We start from the raw sequence: 17,211 nt of genomic DNA on the forward strand, positions 1-17,211 counted from the left end.
GGTCCCGCACCGCCGTCGACCGCCCCGGGGCTCGTACGCCCCTTCGGGGCGCGTCAGTTGCTGCGCCGCGTCACGAACTCCGCGAGCGCCAACAGCCCGTCCGCCGCCTCCGGTTCGGGAACCGCGCGGGACAGTTCCTGCATCGCGCGGGCCATCCGGTCGGCCGCCTGGACCTGCGCCCAGTCACGGCCGCCGGCCCGTTCGACGACCAGCGCCATCCGCTCCACGCTCTCCTGGTCGTCGTCGGTGCCGGGCCGCGTGTACAGCTCGGCCAGTTCGACGGCGGCCGGGGTGCCCGAGGTGAGCGCGGCGACCACCGGCAGGGACTTCTTGCGGGCGGTGAGGTCGGCGCCGGCCGGTTTGCCGGTGCGCTGCGGATCACCCCATATGCCGATGACGTCGTCGATGAGCTGGAAGGCGAGCCCGGCCTCCCGGCCGAACGCGTCCAGCGCCTCGACGTCCTCCTGGTCCGCGCCCGCGTACAGCGCGCCCAGCGCACAGGCGCACCCGAGCAGCGCGCCGGTCTTGGCCTCGGCCATGGTCAGCACCTCGTCGAGGGAGACCTCGCCCGGATGCCGGGTCTCCATCGCCGTGTCGGCGTGCTGTCCCGCGCACAGTTCGATGACGCAGTCCGCGAGCCGGACGGCGGCCTGCGCGGACGCCGGGTGCGGGTCCTCGGCGAGCAGCCGCAGGGCCAGCGCCTGGAGGGCGTCCCCGGCGAGGATCGCGTCCGAGGTGCCGAACACCGTCCACGCGGTGGGCCGGTGACGTCGGGTCACGTCACGGTCCATCACGTCGTCGTGCAGCAGCGTGAAGTTGTGGATCAACTCCACGGCCGCCGCTGCCCGGACGGCTCGTTCTCGCGCCTCGGGGCCGCCGAGGGCGGCCGCCGCGGTGAGGACGAGGGCCGGCCGGATCGCCTTGCCCGCGTTGCCCTCCGCCGGGCTGCCGTCCGCGTGCTCCCACCCGAAGTGGTAGCGCGCGACCCTGCGCATGGAGGGCGGCAACGTGTCGACCGCCGCCCGCATCGCGGGGTCGACCAACGCCCGGCACCTCTCCAGGATGTCCGCCGCCTCGGGCCCGTCGAGGTGCTGTGCCTGTGCTGTCGCCTCGGCCATGGGGTCCCCCTCGGACAGTCCGCGGACGCTGCCGCCCGGACCGCCGCCGGACGAGTACGCACCAGACGTACCCGTCTCCGGAGCCGGGGACACGGCTCCGAGGTGCAAAAATGTCATTGCCAACGTCCGATCTCGACGTTCTCCAGGACGCCCAGCGCGTCCGGGACGAGCACCGCCGCCGAGTAGTAGGCCGTCACCAGGTAGTTGATGATCGCCTGTTCGTTGATGCCCATGAAGCGCACCGACAGGCTCGGCTCGATCTCGTCCGGGATGCCGGCCTGCTGGAGACCGATCACGCCCTGCTCGCTCTCGCCGGTACGCATGGCGATGATCGAGGTGGTGCGGGCCGCGCTGACCGGGATCTTGTTGCACGGGTAGATCGGCACGCCGCGCCAGGTCGGGATGCGGTTTCCGGCCACCTCCAGGGTCTCCGGGACCAGTCCGCGCCGGTTCAGCTCGCGGCCGATCGCGGAGATCGCGCGCGGGTGGGCGAGCAGCAGCTTGGTGCCGCGCCGCCGGCTGAGCAGCTCGTCGAGGTCGTCGGGCCCGGGCACGCCGTCGTGCGGCTGGAGCCGCTGGTCGTACTCGCAGTTGTGCAGGAGGCCGAACTCCCGGTTGTTGACCAGCTCGTGCTCCTGGCGCTCCTTCAACGCCTCGACGGTGAGCCGCAACTGGTGCTCGGTCTGGTTCATCGGCTGGTTGTAGAGGTCGGCCACGCGCGAGTGGATGCGCAACACCGTCTGCGCGATGCTCAGTTCGTACTCGCGGGGCTTGGCCTCGTAGTCGACGAAGGTGTGCGGGATGTCGGGCTCGCCGCTGTGGCCCGCGGCGAGGTCGACGGCCTTCTCGCCGTACTTGTTGGTGTTCTGGTCCGGGATCGCGCGGGCCTCGGCGAGCTGCGCCCGCAACGACTCCGAGCGCTCCGCGATCTGCTCCACGTCCTGGCGGGACAGCACCAGCACCGTGCAGGCGGTGACCGCGCGGGCGGTGCACTCCCAGACGGCGTCGCCGCTCAGCAGGGCCGCGTCACCGAAGTAACCGCCGTCGGCGAGCACCCCGAGGATCGCCTCGTCGCCGTACGGGCCGGTGCCGAGGCGCTCCACGCGGCCGTGCGCGAGGAGGTAGACCTCGTCGTTCGGGCTGCCGTCGGAGACGATCACGTCGCCGGGCGCGAACTCGCGCTGGCGGCAGCGCTGGGCCAGCTCGCCGAGCACCTCCTCGTCCTCGTAGGACCTCAGCGCGGGCAGCTCGGCCAGTTCCGCCGGGATGACCTCGACCCGGTCGCCGGTCTTCACGAACGTGATGCGTCCGTCTCCGACGGCGTACGTCAGCCGTCGGTTCACCCGGTACGCGCCGCCCTGCACATTCACCCACGGCAGCATCCGCAGCAGCCAGCGCGAGCTGATCTCCTGCATCTGGGGTGCGGACTTGGTCGTGGTGGCCAGGTTCCGCGCGGCAGCCGTGCCGAGACTCTGCTGCGGCTTGTCCTGCTCCGAACGGACCTCTTCGCCTACCGACATATGAGAAATGCCCTCCCGAATCATGCGACGGCGCCTGACGCACCGACGCATCAACTTGCTCAGGAGTCACCTTTCCATCACCTATCGCGATGGTGCTATTACCCGAAAGAGCGGGAATGGATCACTCCCGAACTGGGCAGGAGGAGCGTTTTTCCAGCGCCCCCAGAGGCGTTGGACACAGGTGAGTGACGTCTACATCCGGTCGCACTTTGTCCGAACACCGTATGCGGACCGCCTCCCTCCGGTAGAAGCAGCGGTACGAGACGGCCGTGCACGACGGTCGTCGGCGCAGCACCGAACAACGGAAAAGAGGGAACGGCCATGGCCTCACCCATGTCCGCGGGCGCGTTCCTGAGCGCCCTCAAGGCCGAGGGCGTCGCCGTCGTCGAGGTCGGCGACTGGGAGCACCACAACCGCAACGCCAAGGGCCCCTGGGGCCCGGTGAACGGCGTGATGATCCACCACACCGTGACCAACGGCAGCGCGCAGACCGTCGCCCTGTGCCGGGACGGCCGCAGCGACCTGCCGGGCCCGCTCTGCCACGGCGTCATCACCAAGGACGGCCGCGTCCACCTGGTCGGCTACGGCCGCGCCAACCACGCGGGGCTCGGTGACGACGACGTCCTGCGCGCGGTGATCGCGGAGAAGGCGCTGCCGAGGGACAACGAGGCGAACACCGACGGCAACCCGCACTTCTACGGCTTCGAGTGCGAGAACCTCGGCGACGGCGAGGACCCGTGGCCCGAGGTCCAGTTGGAGGCGATCGAGCGGGTCTCCGCAGCCGTGTGCCGCGCCCACGGGTGGACGGAGAAGTCGGTGATCGGCCACCTGGAGTGGCAGCCGGGGAAGGTCGACCCGAAGGGTTTCACCATGGCGTCGATGCGCGAGCGCGTCCGGGACCGCCTGAAGTGACCGGCCCGGGCGCCCCCTTGGGGCGGGAGCGGGAAGTGGCCTCGCCCGTCCTGACCGCGCAGGTCACAATGGGGACGTGACCGGCCTCGACCCTCTCAAGCCCCGCCTGCCGTCCCCGTTGCGGGAGGTGTCGGACGAGCGGTTCGCGCGGCACGGGGTGCGGCTGCTCCTCAAGCGGGACGACCTGATCCATCCGGACGTGGTCGGCAACAAGTGGCGCAAACTCGCGCCGAACCTCGCCGCCGCGGCCGGCCGTACCGTCGTCACGTTCGGCGGGGCGTACTCCAACCATCTGCGGGCCACGGCCGCCGCGGGCCGGCTCCTCGGGCTGCCCACGGTCGGCGTGGTGCGCGGCCAGGAGCTGGCCGACCGCCCGCTCAACCCCTCGCTGGCCCGGTGCGCGGCCGACGGCATGCGGCTGCGCTTCGTCGACCGCGCGACCTACCGGGACAAGTCGGAGCCGGGGACGCTGGCCGCCCTGGTGCGCGCGGCGGACGTCACGCACGCGTACGTCGTCCCGGAGGGCGGCAGCAACGCCGCTGCGGTGAGCGGCTGCCGGGCTCTGGGCGAGGAACTGCGCGGGCGGGCGGACGTGGTCGCGGTGGCCTGCGGCACCGGGGGAACGCTGGCCGGGCTGGCGGCGGGACTGGCCCCTGGGCAGCGCGCGCTGGGCATTCCGGTTCTCAAGGGTGGCTTTCTGGGCGCCGAGATAACGGCCTTGCAGGAAGCGGCCTTCGGGCTTCCCAGCGGCAACTGGAATCTCGACGACCGCTTCCACTTCGGCGGCTACGCGCGGGTGCCCGCGGAACTCGACGCCTTCGCCGCGGACTTCGGGACCCGCCACGCCGTCCCCGTCGAACGCCTCTACGTGGCCAAGCTGTTGTCCGCTCTCGTCACCCTCACCGAGGAGGGCACGTTCCCGCGCGGGACGACGGTCGCGGCGGTCATCACCGGCCGCCCCTTCCCCTGACGAACCCCCCTCCGCGCACCCTTAAGGAGCCGCGCTCTCAAAAACGCACCCTTAAGGCGACGCGCTCTTAAACGCACCCTTAAAGGCCGCCGCACCCCCCGCGCGCACCCTTAAGGCCGCCGCCCAGCCCTACGCCGCCTCCCGGTAGGCCGCCGCCTCCTCCAGGTCGAGGCGTCGGAGCAACGTCCGCAACATCTCGTCGTCGATGTAACGGGCGTCCCTGAGCGTCACGAAGACCGCGCGCTCGGCGCTGATCATCTCGGCCGAGAGCCTGCGGTAGGTGTCGTCGGCGCTCTCGCCGGTGACCGGGTTGACCTGGCCGAGGCGTTCCCAGACGGCGTTGCGGCGGCGCTCCAGGACGCTGCGCAGCCGGTCGGCGAGCGGTCCGGGCAGGACGTTGCGCTCGTCCTCCAGCAGCTCGTCCAGGCGGCGTTCGGCGGCCCGGGACGCCTGGGCCTGGGCGTTGGCCTCGGCGAGCGTCTCGGCCTGGGTGTCCCGCCCGGGCAGCTTCAGCAGGCGGATCAGCGGGGGCAGCGTGACGCCCTGCACGACCAGGGTGCCGATGACGGTCGTGAACGTCAGGAAGAGGATCAGATTGCGGCCGGGGAAGGGCCGCCCGTCGTGCAGGACGGCCGGGATCGAGAAGGCGATGGCCAGCGAGACCACACCCCGCATCCCGGCCCAGCCGATCACGAAGGGCCCCTTCCAGCCCGGGCTCTCCTCCCGCTCCCGGATACGGGCCGACAGCAGCCGGGGCAGGAAACTCGCCGGGTAGACCCAGAGGAACCGGGCGGCGACGACGACCAGGAAGACGGCGACCGCGTACCAGGTCACGCTGATCCCGCCGTACGCGCCGATCCCTCTGAGGACGACGGGCAGTTGCAGCCCGATCAGGGCGAACACCGCGGACTCCAGGACGAACGCCACCATCGTCCAGACCGCCTCCTCCTGGAGCCGCGTCGCGAAATCGACCTCCCACGCGCGGTGCCCGAGATGCAGCGCGACGACCACGACGGCGAGCACACCGGAGGCGTGCACCTGCTCGGCGGCGGCGTACGCGACGAACGGGATCAGCAGGGAGAGCGTGTTCTGCAACAGCGCCTCCTTGAGGTGGGTGCGCAGCCAGTGCAACGGCACCATCAGCACCAGACCGATCCCGACGCCGCCGACCGCCGCGAGCAGGAACTCCCCGATGCCGCCGGCCCAGGTGGCGCCCTCGCCGACGGCCGCCGCGAGGGCGACCCGGTAGGCGGTGATGGCGGTGGCGTCGTTCACCAGGGACTCGCCCTGGAGGATCGTCGTCAGCCGGGAGGGCAGGCCGACCCGGCGGGCGACGGCGGTGGCGGCGACCGCGTCCGGCGGCGCGACCACCGCGCCCAGCACCAGCGCCCCGGTCGGCGTCAGGCCCGGCACGATCCGGTAGGCGGCCCAGCCGACCACCAGCGTCGCGAACAGCACGTACCCGACCGACAGCAGCGCGACCGGCCGCAGCTGCGCCTTGAGGTCGAGGTAGGAACTGTCGCTGGCCGCCGTGTACAGCAGCGGCGGCAGCAGCAGGGGCAGCACGATGTCGGGGGCGAGGGTGTAGTCGGGCACCCCGGGCAGGTACGACACCAGCAGCCCGGTCGCGACGAGCAGCAGCGGCGCAGGCACCGGTGTGCGCCGGGCCGCCGCGGCCACCCCGGCGCTCCCCGCCACCAGCAACAGCAGTGGCATCACGTCCATCGTTCCCGCCCGCCCTCGGTATTCCGCGCGATCTTCGGCGCGCCCGTCGTAATCTGGCAATCATGAAACAGTGCACGCACGCCGACGCGCTGCCGCACCCGGAACCCGTCCCGCTCCACGAGACGTGTCCCGAGTGTCTGGCGCAGGGCACCCACCCGGTCCAACTGCGGCTGTGCCTGACCTGCGGCCACGTCGGCTGCTGCGACTCCTCGCCCGGCCGGCACGCCACGGAGCACCACAAGGATTCCGGTCACCCGGTGATGCGGACCTTCGAGCCCGGCGAGAGCTGGCGCTGGTGCTTCGTGGACCACGTGCTGGTGTGACCCGACGCGACGGAAGGTTCAGGACGGTTCGAGCGACCGGCGTATGGGTACGTCAACCCGGCGCGCGCTCTTCCCAATTGGGCCCGCAGACCCCCTAGCCACGGAGCGTATTCATAGGTTTACTATGAGTGACGGCAAGGGGATGGGGTCCTGGGGACAGGACAGTTCGGAGCGCGATAGCGTCACCGCTGAACCACTCGTCGCGTTACCCCGGGGGGCGACCCCTCGGCCCCGAAAAGCTTGTACCACCTTGGAGGTGAGGGTGTCCCAGATCGCAGGCGAGCCCGCGACCCAGGACTTCGTGGAAGTCCGGCTGCCGGCCGCGGGTGCCTACCTGTCGGTGCTGCGTACGGCCACGGCCGGCCTCGCGGCCCGTTTGGACTTCACCCTCGACGAGATCGAGGACCTCCGCATCGCGGTGGACGAGGCCTGCGCGATCCTGCTCCAGCAGGCCGTGCCCGGCTCGGTGCTCAGTTGTGTCTTCCGGCTCGTCGACGACTCGTTGGAGGTCACCGTCTCGGCGCCGACCACCGACGGTCACGCTCCGTCACGGGACACCTTCGCGTGGACCGTGCTGTCGGCCCTGGCGGGGAAGGTCTCCTCGGCGGTGGACGACGACAAGACCGTGTCGATCAGCCTCTACAAACAGCGCGGCGCGGGACCCGGGCCGGCGTGAGGACAGGGGACGGGCCGGTGCGTGACGAAGAGCGCGGCACACGGGAGATCCCGGCCGAGGACAGGGGCGGTTCCCGGCACGCGGGGGACGCCGTCGACGGCATGACCGGCATCCCCGAGCAGGCCCGCCCGCACCCCCAGGACGACGGGGAGCGGGACCGGGACGGCGCCGTACGGAGCACGCCCCCGGGCGGGCGGACCACGGTCTCACCGGTCCGTCCGGAGGCGAGGGCGCAGCGAAGGACAACGGGCGGGACGATGAGCGAGCACGAGCGAGACGAGCAGCAGGCCCCACAGGCCGCGCCACCGGCCACGCACCACGAGGTGCACGACCGCAGCGGAGCGCGGGCCCTGTTCATCGAGCTGCGGGCGCTGGACGCCGGCAGCACGCAGTACGCGGAGCTGCGCAACCGGCTGGTCAGGATGCACCTGCCGCTCGTCGAGCACCTCGCCCGCCGCTTCCGCAATCGCGGCGAGCCGCTGGACGACCTCACCCAGGTCGCCACCATCGGCCTGATCAAGTCGGTCGACCGCTTCGACCCGGACCGGGGCGTGGAGTTCTCGACGTACGCGACCCCGACGGTCGTCGGCGAGATCAAGCGGCACTTCCGTGACAAGGGCTGGGCGGTGCGGGTGCCGCGCCGCCTCCAGGAGCTGCGCCTCGCGCTGACCACGGCGACGGCGGAGCTGTCCCAGCAGCACGGCCGTTCCCCCACCGTCCACGAGCTGGCCGAGAAGCTGGCCATCTCGGAGGAAGAGGTGCTGGAGGGCCTGGAGTCGGCGAACGCCTACTCGACGCTCTCCCTGGACGTCCCCGACACGGACGACGAGTCGCCGGCCGTCGCGGACACCCTGGGCGCGGAGGACGAGGCGCTGGAGGGCGTCGAGTACCGCGAGTCCCTCAAGCCGCTCCTTGAGGACCTGCCACCCCGGGAGAAGCGGATTCTGCTGCTCCGTTTCTTCGGCAACATGACGCAGTCGCAGATCGCGCAGGAGGTCGGCATCTCCCAGATGCACGTCTCCCGCCTGCTCGCCCGCACCCTGGCCCAACTCCGCGAGAAGCTCCTCGTCGAGGAGTGACCGAGGAGCGGTCGGGGCCCGAAACGATCGGGAAGGCCGGTCGCCCCGGGGCTACTCCTGGTCGCCGCGTGCGCCGCCGGGGCCCCGGATGCCCAGGGCCCGGTGCGTCTCGGCGTTGACGAGCAGGACCAGCACCGCGACGGCGGCGGCGGCGAGGGCGATCCCGGCCGGGATGGCCACGCTGTCCGCCTGGAGCAGGGTGTACGCGACCGGCAACGCCAAGACCTGCGTCATCACGGCGGGCCCCCGGCTCCACCCCCGCAGCCCCAGCAGCCCCCGCGCGGCCAGCAACGGCAGCAGCGCGAGGACGATCAGGGTGATGCCGCCGGTGACGGCGGCCCTGCGGTCGTCCGGGTCCCCGGTGAACCCCTCGACCAGCATCCAGCCGCCCCCGACGAGCACCGCGAGCCCCTCCAGCGCGGTGAGCGCGGCGGCGTAGGTCAGCCGGCGCGGCCGGGGGCCGGTCGGTCCGGGGGTGGCGGGGTTCTGCGCACTGGTCACCTCAGCAGGGTAGCCGTCGGCCCCGCAGCCTCCCCGGCCCCCCGGGTGGCGAGGCTCACGCCCTCCCCTCTTACCCGATCCCTACCTCGGCCTGTGCCCGGTATCAGCGGGTGGGTACGCTGCAACTCATGCGTGCACTTCTCGTGGTCAATCCGGCGGCAACCACCACAAGCGCACGTACGCGCGATGTTCTGATCCACGCGCTCGCCAGCGAGATGAAGCTGGAGGCGGTCACCACCGAGTACCGCGGCCACGCGCGTGACCTGGGCCGGCAGGCCGCGGACAGCGACGACATCGACCTCGTGGTGGCCCTCGGCGGCGACGGCACCGTCAACGAAGTGGTCAACGGCCTGCTGCACCAGGGCCCCGACCTCGACCGGCTGCCCCGCCTCGCCGTGGTCCCCGGCGGCTCCACCAACGTCTTCGCCCGCGCCCTCGGCCTGCCCAACGACGCCGTCGAGGCGACCGGCGCCCTGCTGGACGCGCTGAGCGAGAACAGCGAACGCACCGTCGGGATGGGCATCGCCGAGGGCACCCCGGGCACCGAGGACGAGGCGGTGCCGTCGCGCTGGTTCACCTTCTGCGCGGGGCTCGGCTTCGACGCGGGCGTCGTCGGGCGGGTCGAACAGCAGCGCGAGCGCGGCAAGAAGTCCACCCACGCGCTCTATCTGCGCCAGGTGATGCGGCAGTTCCTCCAGGAGCCGAACCGTCGGCAGGGCACGATCACCCTGGAGCGACCCGGTGAAGATCCGGTGACGGATCTGGTCCTGTCCATAATCTGCAATACCTCGCCCTGGACCTATCTGGGTAATCGGCCGGTGTACGCGGCGCCCAAGGCGTCGTTCGACACCGGGCTCGATGTGGTCGGTCTGAGCCGGATGTCGACCGTCGCGATTGCCCGGATTGCCACGCAATTGCTCACTTCGTCCCCCGAGCGGGGACCCCAGGGACGGCATGCGGTCGCCCTGCACGACCTGGACCGGTTCACCTTGCATTCGAAGGTGCCCCTCCCCCTCCAGATGGACGGCGACCACCTTGGACTGCGCAGGAGCGTGACGTTCACAGGCGTACGCCGTGCACTGCGTGTGATTGTGTGAGCAGAAGGGGCCAAAGTCCTTTCACTCGAACGTTTAGACCAGGGTCCACCCCATGGAAGTACGGCTGTGACCTAGTCGACACCGAGGAATCAAAAAAAACTTTCCAGAAGGGGTTGTATCCGCCGCTGAGGTTTGCGAGTCTCTACGTGGCGATCGGGACGGCCCGCAACACCAGCCTCCACAGATCACCGGAACCCCTCTTCATCACCCAGGACCACGCTGGCAAGCCTGGCGGTAGGCCCTTCACTTGTTGAGGGATTCGTGAAAGCGTTCACATTCACAAGCAACGTGCATGTAATACCAAGGAGAGGTAGCAGCCATGGACTGGCGTCACAACGCCGTTTGCCGCGAGGAAGACCCCGAGCTCTTCTTCCCCATCGGCAACACCGGTCCTGCGCTGCTGCAGATCGAGGAAGCCAAGGCCGTCTGCCGTCGCTGCCCTGTCATGGAGCAGTGTTTGCAGTGGGCGCTTGAGTCCGGCCAGGACTCCGGCGTCTGGGGTGGTCTCAGCGAGGACGAGCGTCGCGCCATGAAGCGCCGCGCCGCCCGCAACCGGGCTCGTCAGGCCTCCGCCTGACCACGACCCACCCCACAAGCCCGAGCTTGGCGGCGCGTACAGCGAGTACGCATCTCCCGCCCCCGAGCCGCAGCGCGCAGTACCCCCGATGCGCTTACGCTTAGCGAACAAGCAGCAACGAGCACAGGCCCCGGACCTCCTTCAGGTCCGGGGCCCTTTGCTGTGCCGGGGCCGCTCCGGTCCGCTGCCCCGGTCCGCCACGGGAGTTGACGCCCCGGGGCGGCGGACTCCGGTTCCGCCCGGCCTACTTGTGGGCCCGCACCGGTACGTCCAGGACGACCCGGGTGCCCCGTCCCGGCGCCGGCACCATGTCGAACGTTCCGCCCAACTCGCCCTCCACCAGCGTCCGGACGATCTGGAGCCCCAGGTTGCCCGCGGTGTGCGGGTCGAAACCCTCGGGCAGGCCGACGCCGTCGTCCTGGACGGTGACGAGCAGGCGGGCCTCCTTGGTGGTGCCGCCGCGCACCGCCCCCACCTCGACGGTGCCGGTCTCGCCCTCCCCGAACCCGTGTTCCAGGGCGTTCTGGAGGATCTCGGTGAGCACCATGGAGAGCGGGGTGGCGACCTCGGCGTCCAGGATGCCGAAGCGTCCGGTGCGCCGCCCGGTGACCTTGCCCGGCGAGATCTCGGCGACCATCGCGAGCACCCGGTCGGCGATCTCGTCGAACTCCACGCGCTCGTCCAGGTTCTGGGAGAGCGTCTCGTGCACGATCGCGATGGAGCCGACCCGGCGCACCGCCTCTTCGAGGGCCTCGCGCCCCCGGTCGGACTCGATGCGCCGGGCTTGCAGGCGCAACAGGGCGGCGACCGTCTGGAGGTTGTTCTTCACCCGGTGGTGGATCTCCCGGATGGTGGCGTCCTTGGTGATCAACTCGCGTTCGCGGCGGCGCAGTTCGGTGACGTCCCGGAGCAGGACGAGCGCGCCGATGCGGGTGCCCTTGGGCTTGAGCGGGATCGCCCGGAACTGGATCACCCCGTCGTGCGCCTCGATCTCGAACTCGCGGGGCGCCCAGCCGCTGGCCAGCTTGGACAGCGCCTCGTCCACCGGGCCCCGGGTCGGGGCGAGTTCGGCGGTGGTGACGCCGAGGTGGTGGCCGACCAGGTCGGAGGCGAGGCCCATGCGGTGGTAGGCGGAGAGCGCGTTCGGGGAGGCGTACTGGACGACGCCGTCGGCGTCGACCCTGATCAGGCCGTCGCCGACGCGGGGCGCCGCGTCCATGTCCATCTGCTGGTTCGGGAACGGGAACGAGCCCGCCGCGATCATCTGCGCGAGGTCGGACGCGCTCTGGAGGTACGTCAGTTCGAGGCGGCTGGGAGTGCGCACGGTGAGGAGGTTGGTGTTGCGGGCGATGACGCCGAGGACGCGGCCCTCGCGCCGGACCGGGATCGACTCGACGCGCACCGGGACCTCCTCGCGCCACTCCGGGTCGCCCTCGCGGGCGATGCGGCCCTCGTCGAGCGCCGCGTCGAGCAGCGGGCGCCGGCCGCGCGGGACGAGGTGGCCGACCATGTCGTCCTGGTAGGAGGTCGGCCCGGTGTTCGGGCGCATCTGGGCGACCGAGACGTACCGGGTGCCGTCGCTGGTGGGGACCCACAGGACCAGGTCGGCGAAGGAGAGGTCGGAGAGCAGCTGCCACTCCGAGACCAGCAGATGCAGCCACTCCAGGTCGGAGTCGTCCAGGGCGGTGTGCTGGCGGACCAGTTCGTTCATGGAGGGCACGCAAGGGAGCGTACCTGCCGGTTTGTACGACCGCCGAAAGCACCCGCGGGCCGCGGCGCCTGAGAGGGACCCTCAACCCTCCCGGCACCGCAGCCCGGAGCAGCATCGGCCGTGGGCTGTGCGGTCCCGGTCGGCCGAAGGATGAGGAGCCGGGGCAGTCAGGGCAGAGAGCACCGGTTCCTCGGTCCGCCCTCCTGTGCGGGGAAGGCGGAAGTTGTGCGATGACGGTGGGCCTGGGCCGCGCCGCCACTTCTACGATTGTGGACTAGACCACTACCTGTGTCTATGCGTGGGAGCTTGTTTGTTGATGTCGTTTTACCGGGCCATTACCCGGACTCCCCAGCGCAGCCTAGCGGGTGACGGGTGGGGCGTGGAGTGGTTCGGCGGACCGAGTTCCACCACCGGTGCGCACCCCCGGAACACCCCCTCCCCCGGCGAACACCGGCCGCCCTTCGGGTGGAGTGCCGGGCGGGGGAGAAAAGGCATATGTTCACCCGTTTCCCCTGGGCCGTTGAGGTGAACCCTGCTAGATTGGTCTAAACCACATAGCCTTCTCCGGACGCCCAGCGGAGCGTCCCCTCAGATCGGCAGGACCAGCGTGGAAGTTGTCATCGTTCCGGATGCCAGGGCGGGCGGCGAGTTGATCGCCGACGCGCTGGCCCAGCTCCTGCGGCGCACGCCCGACGCTCTGCTCGGCGTGGCCACCGGTTCGACGCCGCTGCCGATCTACCAGGCCCTGGCGGCGCGGGTCCGCGCCGGTGCCGTCGACATCACGCGGGCGCGGATCGCCCAGCTCGACGAGTACGTGGGCCTGCCCGCCGACCACCCCGAGTCCTACCGTTCCGTGCTGCGCCGGGAGGTGCTGGAGCAGTTGGGCATCGGCATGGACGCGTTCCTCGGCCCGGACGGCGCGGCCGAGGACGTGCGGGCCGCCTGCGCGACCTACGACCGGGCTCTCGCGGAGGCCGGTGGCGTCGACCTCCAGATCCTCGGGATCGGCACGGACGGGCACATCGGGTTCAACGAACCCTGCTCCTCCCTCGCCTCCCGCACCCGCATCAAGACGCTCACCGAGCAGACCCGCGTGGACAACGCGCGCTTCTTCGACGGCGACCTCTCCCAGGTCCCGCACCACGTCATCACCCAGGGCATAGGCACCATCCTGGAGGCCAGGCACCTGGTGCTGCTCGCCACCGGCGAGGGCAAGGCCGACGCGGTCGCCGCGACCGTGGAGGGCCCGGTGGCCGCCGTCTGCCCCGCCTCCGCGCTCCAGCTGCACCGGCACGCCACGGTGGTCGTCGACGAAGCCGCCGCGTCCAAGCTGAAGTTCGCCGACTACTTCCGCCACACCTACGTCAACAAGCCGGACTGGCAGGGCATCTGACACCCCGCCACCTCCCGAAGGCGCCGGTTCCCGACGAGGGACGACCGGCGCCTTCGGCGTTCCCCACGGGGCAACGGCGGTGAGGGCGCCGACAGTTGGCGCGTGAGGCCGACGCCCTTCGCCAACGGCGCTGCGGGCGACCGGCGTTGCCTCCTCCCCCGGCCCAACTCCCGTTCCGGGGTTGCGCTCACGTTCCCGCGATGACCTCCGCCGCCGCCCGGCCGCAGACCCGGGCCGCTCCGTGGGTCGCGATGTGCAGGGCGCCCCGGGGTGGCGCCTGGGGCACGCCCATCTCGACCACCAGGGTGTCCGGGCGGGCGGCGAGCAGGGTGTCGAGGGCCGCCGCCATCCAGGGGTGCCGGTGCTCGTCCCGGACGACGGCCACGATGCGCCGGGCGCCCGCCGCCTCCAGTGCGGCCCGGCCCGCGTCCGCGCCGGAGAAGCTCCCCGTCGCCGTGCCGGGGAGCATCCGGCCCAGCTCGGCGGCGACGCCCCAGGGGGTCTCGTCGCCGACGGCGATATTGGCGACGGGGGTGAGGACGGCGACGTAGGGGGGCTCGGTGAGGGGGGTGACGCCGGGGGCGTTCGGCGCCGTTGGGTGGGTGGTGAGGCGCAGGGCGCGCCGGGCTGCTCCGAGGCCCACGTCGGCTGACGGTGGCTGCGGTGCCGCGCTGCCTCGTGCCGTCGTCCAGGCGGCGAGGGAACGGACCCTCGACGCGGCCTCCGCCAGGCGTTGTTCGGGGAGGGCGCCGGTGCGGACGGCGGTGGTGAGGGCGTCGCGGAGGCGGCGGACCGTGGCGTCGTCGGCGAGGCCACCGCCCACGCAGATGGCGTCGGCACCGGCGGCGACGGCGAGGACGCTGCCGCGTTCGATGCCGTAGGTGGCGGAGATGGCCTGCATCTCCATGCCGTCGGTGACGATGAGGCCGTCGTAGCCGAGTTCGCCGCGGAGCAGGTCGGTGAGGATGCGCGGGGAGAGGGTCGCGGGGCGGTCCGGGTCGAGGGCCGGGACCAGGATGTGGGCGCTCATCACGGCCCGGGTGCCGGCGGCGATCGCGGCGCGGAAGGGCGGGAGTTCGCGGGCGGCGAGGGCCTCGGTGCTCGCGTCGATGCGGGGCAGCGCGTGGTGGGAGTCGACGGCGGTGTCGCCGTGGCCCGGGAAGTGCTTGGTGCAGGCGGCGACCCCGGCGGACTGGAGGCCGGTGACGAAGGCGGCGGTGTGCCGGGCGGCCAGGGCCGGGTCGGCGCCGAAGGAACGGACGCCGATGACGGGGTTGCCGGGGTTGGAGTTGACGTCGGCGGACGGGGCCCAGTCGAGGGTGATCCCGCAGGCGGCGAGCCGTCGGCCCAGGTCATGGGCGACCTCGCGGGTCAGCTCGGGGTCGTCGATCGCGCCGAGCGCGTGGTTGCCGGGGTAGGAGGAACCGGCCCGCACTTCGAGGCGGGTGACATCGCCGCCCTCCTCGTCGACGGCGACCAGGACATCCGGGCGTTCGGCGCGCAACTGTGCGGTGAGGGCGGCCAGTTGGGTGGGCGAGGTGATGTTGCGGCCGAACAGGCCGACGGCGGCCAGACCCTCGCCGAGCCGGCGCAGCAGCCAGTCGGGGGCGGTGGTGCCGGTGAAGCCGGGCTGGAGGACGGTGAGGGCGTCCCGGGTCAGGGTGTCGGTGCCGTGGGCGAATGTCGTCATCGGGGGCGTTATCCCTTCACGGCGCCCGCGGTCAGACCCGCGGCCATCTTGCGCTGGACGAGGAGGAAGAGAACGACGATGGGCAGGGCCATCATGGTGGCGCCGGCCATCATCGGGGCGTATTCGGTGCCGTGCTGGGTGGTGAAGTTGCCGAGCCAGACCGTCGCCGTCTGGTTCTTCTGGCTGAGCAGCAGCAGGGCGTACAGGTATTCGTTCCAGGCCTGGATGAAGCCGTAGACCGAGGTGGCGACCATGCCGGGGGCCAGCAGCGGGAAGACCACGCGGACGAAGGCGCCGGTGCGGCTGCACCCGTCGACCATGGCCGCCTCCTCCAGTTCCTTGGGGATGTTGACGATGAAACCGCGCAGCGTCCACACCGTGAAGGGCAGGATGAAGGTGAGGTAGGTGAGGATCAGGCCGGAGAGCCTGTCGTACTGGCCCAGGTCGCTGAGGAGCAGGAAGACCGGGATGACCATGGCGACCAGCGGGACCATCTGGACCGCGAGGATGCCGACGATCACGATCTTCCGGCCGCGGAAGGCGAACCGTGCGAGGGCGAGCGCGGCCAGCAGTCCGACGACGACGCCGATCACGACGACCGACAGAGAGACGGTCAGGCTGCGGCCGACCGGGCCCCAGAAGTCGGAGATCTCCAGCGCACGGCTGAAGTTGGCGAGCGTGAGCGAGGTCGGCAGCAGGCTGGGGTCGGGGTCGATGGCGTCCTTCGCCGGTTTGAACGCCGTGGTGAGCATCCAGTAGACGGGGAACCCGGCGACCAGGAAGACCAGCAGGCCGAGGGCGTTCCAGCCCGCCCTGGTCCTGGTGCGGCGGCCGCCCGGGGCGGTGAAGGTGCTCATGCGACGTCTCCGATCTTCAGCATCTGACGCATGTAGACAGCGACGACTCCGAGCAGCAGCACCACGGTGAGGAGGGCGATCGCCGAGCCCTGCGCGTAGTCGTTGACCACGAAGGCACGGTCGTAGGAGTAGGTGGTGAGGAGTTGGAACTCCGCCTCCGGATGGCCGCCCCGCATCACGAAGACCTGCGGGAAGACGCCCATGTCCCAGATGACCGAGAGGGTCGTGAGCATCACGATGATCGGCTTGAGGACGGGCAGCGTGACGTACCGGAAGACGCCCCAGGCACCGGCGCCGTCGAGCCGGGCGGCCTCCTCCAGTTCGGCGGGCACCTGGGTGAGCCCGGCGCCGAGGGTGATCACGGCGAACGGAACGGCGCCCCAGACCACCAGCAGCATGATCACGGCCAGCCCCTGGGGCCCGCTCGCGAACCAGTTGTGGCCGATCAGCTGGACGCCGGGGAGCCTGCTGAGGAGGGCGTTGAGGATGCCGTAGTCGGCGTCGAAGAGCCACTTGAAGACGGTGGTGGCGACGATGATCGGCATGCCCCAACTGGCCACCAGGACCACGTTGATGAGGAACTTCACCCAGCCGGAGACGCGTTGCAGGAGCAGCGCGAGGAGCATCCCGAGCACCATGGTGGAGACCACCGCACCGGCCGCGAAGAGGACGGTGCGCAACGTCACCCGCCAGAACTCCGGGTCGCCGAGCACCTCGGTGAAGTGGGCGAACCCGACCCACTCGGCCGGCCGGCCGCCCCACAACTGGGCCTGCCCGAACGTCTGGAGGGACAGCGTGACCAGGCGGACCAGCGGATAGCCGAGGACCAGCACCAGGACCAGCAGGCAGGGCGCGAGCAGCAGCCACGGCACGGCCGCGCCGCCGCCCGAACTCCCCTCGCGCCACGGCTCCTTGGAGAGGCGCGGGGGCGGTGACGGCGCCTTCCTCGGCGGCGGCACCTCGGCGGAGGTGGCGGGGGTGGTGGTGTCTGCGGCACTCATCGCGCGCTCCTCGGCGGCTGGTTGTCCCGTGCGACGGCGGGGCCCCTGCTCAACGGGGCCC

16 protein-coding genes are annotated in these 17,211 nt (G+C 71.3%); 8 read left to right on the forward strand and 8 right to left on the reverse strand.

Going from position 1 to position 17,211, the window contains the following annotated elements; genetic code table 11:
- Positions 1-53 precede the first annotated feature (53 nt).
- A complete protein-coding gene (locus ACIQOU_RS15820; RefSeq protein ID WP_401537272.1) occupies positions 54-1,118 on the reverse strand; it encodes a family 2 encapsulin nanocompartment cargo protein polyprenyl transferase in 1,065 nt (354 codons plus the stop codon).
- A 113-nt stretch (positions 1,119-1,231) separates the two neighbouring features.
- Positions 1,232-2,638: a family 2B encapsulin nanocompartment shell protein gene (locus ACIQOU_RS15825; RefSeq protein WP_401537273.1), complete on the reverse strand. Its 1,407-nt coding sequence runs from the start codon at positions 2,636-2,638 to the stop codon at positions 1,232-1,234.
- Positions 2,639-2,959: 321 nt separating this feature from the next.
- On the opposite strand from ACIQOU_RS15825, the gene ACIQOU_RS15830 reads away from it, so the two are divergent.
- Positions 2,960-3,550, forward strand: coding sequence for an N-acetylmuramoyl-L-alanine amidase (locus ACIQOU_RS15830; RefSeq protein ID WP_401537274.1), 591 nt, complete (start codon positions 2,960-2,962; stop codon positions 3,548-3,550).
- Between the two features lie 76 nt (positions 3,551-3,626).
- Complete coding sequence (locus ACIQOU_RS15835; protein WP_401537275.1) at positions 3,627-4,520, forward strand: 1-aminocyclopropane-1-carboxylate deaminase/D-cysteine desulfhydrase; 894 nt, start codon at positions 3,627-3,629, stop codon at positions 4,518-4,520.
- Between the two features lie 129 nt (positions 4,521-4,649).
- Here ACIQOU_RS15835 and ACIQOU_RS15840 read toward each other — a convergent pair whose 3' ends face one another.
- The gene (locus ACIQOU_RS15840) at positions 4,650-6,245 is read right to left on the reverse strand and encodes a Na+/H+ antiporter (RefSeq protein ID WP_401537276.1); all 1,596 of its coding nucleotides are present in this window, start codon (positions 6,243-6,245) and stop codon (positions 4,650-4,652) included.
- A gap of 62 nt (positions 6,246-6,307) precedes the next feature.
- On the opposite strand from ACIQOU_RS15840, the gene ACIQOU_RS15845 reads away from it, so the two are divergent.
- The 3 genes from ACIQOU_RS15845 (at position 6,308) to ACIQOU_RS15855 (ending at position 8,323) form a co-directional block, all read left to right on the forward strand.
- Positions 6,308-6,568 carry a UBP-type zinc finger domain-containing protein gene (locus tag ACIQOU_RS15845; protein WP_401537277.1) on the forward strand — a complete coding sequence of 87 codons (261 nt, stop codon included), beginning with the start codon at positions 6,308-6,310 and terminating at the stop codon, positions 6,566-6,568.
- Between the two features lie 262 nt (positions 6,569-6,830).
- Positions 6,831-7,244 (forward strand): anti-sigma factor, encoded by a 414-nt coding sequence (locus tag ACIQOU_RS15850; protein ID WP_015657891.1) that lies wholly within the window; start codon positions 6,831-6,833, stop codon positions 7,242-7,244.
- Between the two features lie 17 nt (positions 7,245-7,261).
- Entirely contained in the window at positions 7,262-8,323 is a 1,062-nt protein-coding gene (locus ACIQOU_RS15855; RefSeq protein WP_401537278.1) for an RNA polymerase sigma factor SigF, read from the forward strand.
- 51 nt (positions 8,324-8,374) lie between these two features.
- On the opposite strand, the gene ACIQOU_RS15860 is transcribed toward ACIQOU_RS15855, so the two are convergent.
- Complete coding sequence (locus ACIQOU_RS15860) at positions 8,375-8,824, reverse strand: hypothetical protein (protein WP_401537279.1); 450 nt, start codon at positions 8,822-8,824, stop codon at positions 8,375-8,377.
- 128 nt (positions 8,825-8,952) lie between these two features.
- Here ACIQOU_RS15860 and ACIQOU_RS15865 point away from each other — a divergent pair, with 128 nt between their 5' ends.
- Both ACIQOU_RS15865 and ACIQOU_RS15870 read left to right on the forward strand, forming a co-directional pair.
- A complete protein-coding gene (locus tag ACIQOU_RS15865) occupies positions 8,953-9,921 on the forward strand; it encodes a diacylglycerol/lipid kinase family protein (RefSeq protein WP_401537280.1) in 969 nt (322 codons plus the stop codon).
- 319 nt (positions 9,922-10,240) lie between these two features.
- Complete coding sequence (locus ACIQOU_RS15870) at positions 10,241-10,498, forward strand: WhiB family transcriptional regulator (RefSeq protein ID WP_016639615.1); 258 nt, start codon at positions 10,241-10,243, stop codon at positions 10,496-10,498.
- A 244-nt stretch (positions 10,499-10,742) separates the two neighbouring features.
- Here ACIQOU_RS15870 and ACIQOU_RS15875 read toward each other — a convergent pair whose 3' ends face one another.
- Positions 10,743-12,209 (reverse strand): sensor histidine kinase, encoded by a 1,467-nt coding sequence (locus ACIQOU_RS15875; RefSeq protein WP_401537359.1) that lies wholly within the window; start codon positions 12,207-12,209, stop codon positions 10,743-10,745.
- Between the two features lie 607 nt (positions 12,210-12,816).
- On the opposite strand from ACIQOU_RS15875, the gene nagB reads away from it, so the two are divergent.
- Positions 12,817-13,602, forward strand: coding sequence for a glucosamine-6-phosphate deaminase (gene nagB, locus ACIQOU_RS15880; protein WP_401537281.1), 786 nt, complete (start codon positions 12,817-12,819; stop codon positions 13,600-13,602).
- A gap of 187 nt (positions 13,603-13,789) precedes the next feature.
- On the opposite strand, the gene ACIQOU_RS15885 is transcribed toward nagB, so the two are convergent.
- Genes ACIQOU_RS15885 through ACIQOU_RS15895 form a run of 3 tightly spaced genes read right to left on the reverse strand, consistent with a single transcriptional unit; the run spans position 13,790 to position 17,150 of the window.
- The gene (locus ACIQOU_RS15885) at positions 13,790-15,292 is read right to left on the reverse strand and encodes a glycoside hydrolase family 3 protein (RefSeq protein WP_401537282.1); all 1,503 of its coding nucleotides are present in this window, start codon (positions 15,290-15,292) and stop codon (positions 13,790-13,792) included.
- A gap of 8 nt (positions 15,293-15,300) precedes the next feature.
- Entirely contained in the window at positions 15,301-16,149 is an 849-nt protein-coding gene (locus ACIQOU_RS15890; RefSeq protein ID WP_401537283.1) for a carbohydrate ABC transporter permease, read from the reverse strand.
- Positions 16,146-17,150: a carbohydrate ABC transporter permease gene (locus ACIQOU_RS15895; protein ID WP_401537284.1), complete on the reverse strand. Its 1,005-nt coding sequence runs from the start codon at positions 17,148-17,150 to the stop codon at positions 16,146-16,148. The genes ACIQOU_RS15890 and ACIQOU_RS15895 overlap by 4 nt, the downstream gene beginning before the upstream one ends.
- Positions 17,151-17,211 lie beyond the last annotated feature (61 nt).

Origin of the sequence: Streptomyces sp. NPDC091279 (genome assembly GCF_044757465.1) — a bacterium.
In the GTDB taxonomy this organism is placed as follows: Bacteria; Actinomycetota; Actinomycetes; order Streptomycetales; family Streptomycetaceae; genus Streptomyces.

What these genes read in the sequence shown, in the direction of transcription:
- ACIQOU_RS15820 (WP_401537272.1), bottom strand. Translation starts at nt 1,118, where the DNA reads ATGGCCGAGGCGACAGCACAGGCACAGCACCTCGACGGGCCCGAGGCG.
- ACIQOU_RS15825 (WP_401537273.1), bottom strand. Translation starts at nt 2,638, where the DNA reads ATGTCGGTAGGCGAAGAGGTCCGTTCGGAGCAGGACAAGCCGCAGCAG.
- ACIQOU_RS15830 (WP_401537274.1), top strand. Translation starts at nt 2,960, where the DNA reads ATGGCCTCACCCATGTCCGCGGGCGCGTTCCTGAGCGCCCTCAAGGCC.
- ACIQOU_RS15840 (WP_401537276.1), bottom strand. Translation starts at nt 6,245, where the DNA reads ATGGACGTGATGCCACTGCTGTTGCTGGTGGCGGGGAGCGCCGGGGTG.
- ACIQOU_RS15845 (WP_401537277.1), top strand. Translation starts at nt 6,308, where the DNA reads ATGAAACAGTGCACGCACGCCGACGCGCTGCCGCACCCGGAACCCGTC.
- ACIQOU_RS15865 (WP_401537280.1), top strand. Translation starts at nt 8,953, where the DNA reads ATGCGTGCACTTCTCGTGGTCAATCCGGCGGCAACCACCACAAGCGCA.
- ACIQOU_RS15870 (WP_016639615.1), top strand. Translation starts at nt 10,241, where the DNA reads ATGGACTGGCGTCACAACGCCGTTTGCCGCGAGGAAGACCCCGAGCTC.
- ACIQOU_RS15875 (WP_401537359.1), bottom strand. Translation starts at nt 12,209, where the DNA reads ATGAACGAACTGGTCCGCCAGCACACCGCCCTGGACGACTCCGACCTG.
- ACIQOU_RS15885 (WP_401537282.1), bottom strand. Translation starts at nt 15,292, where the DNA reads ATGACGACATTCGCCCACGGCACCGACACCCTGACCCGGGACGCCCTC.
- ACIQOU_RS15890 (WP_401537283.1), bottom strand. Translation starts at nt 16,149, where the DNA reads ATGAGCACCTTCACCGCCCCGGGCGGCCGCCGCACCAGGACCAGGGCG.
- ACIQOU_RS15895 (WP_401537284.1), bottom strand. Translation starts at nt 17,150, where the DNA reads ATGAGTGCCGCAGACACCACCACCCCCGCCACCTCCGCCGAGGTGCCG.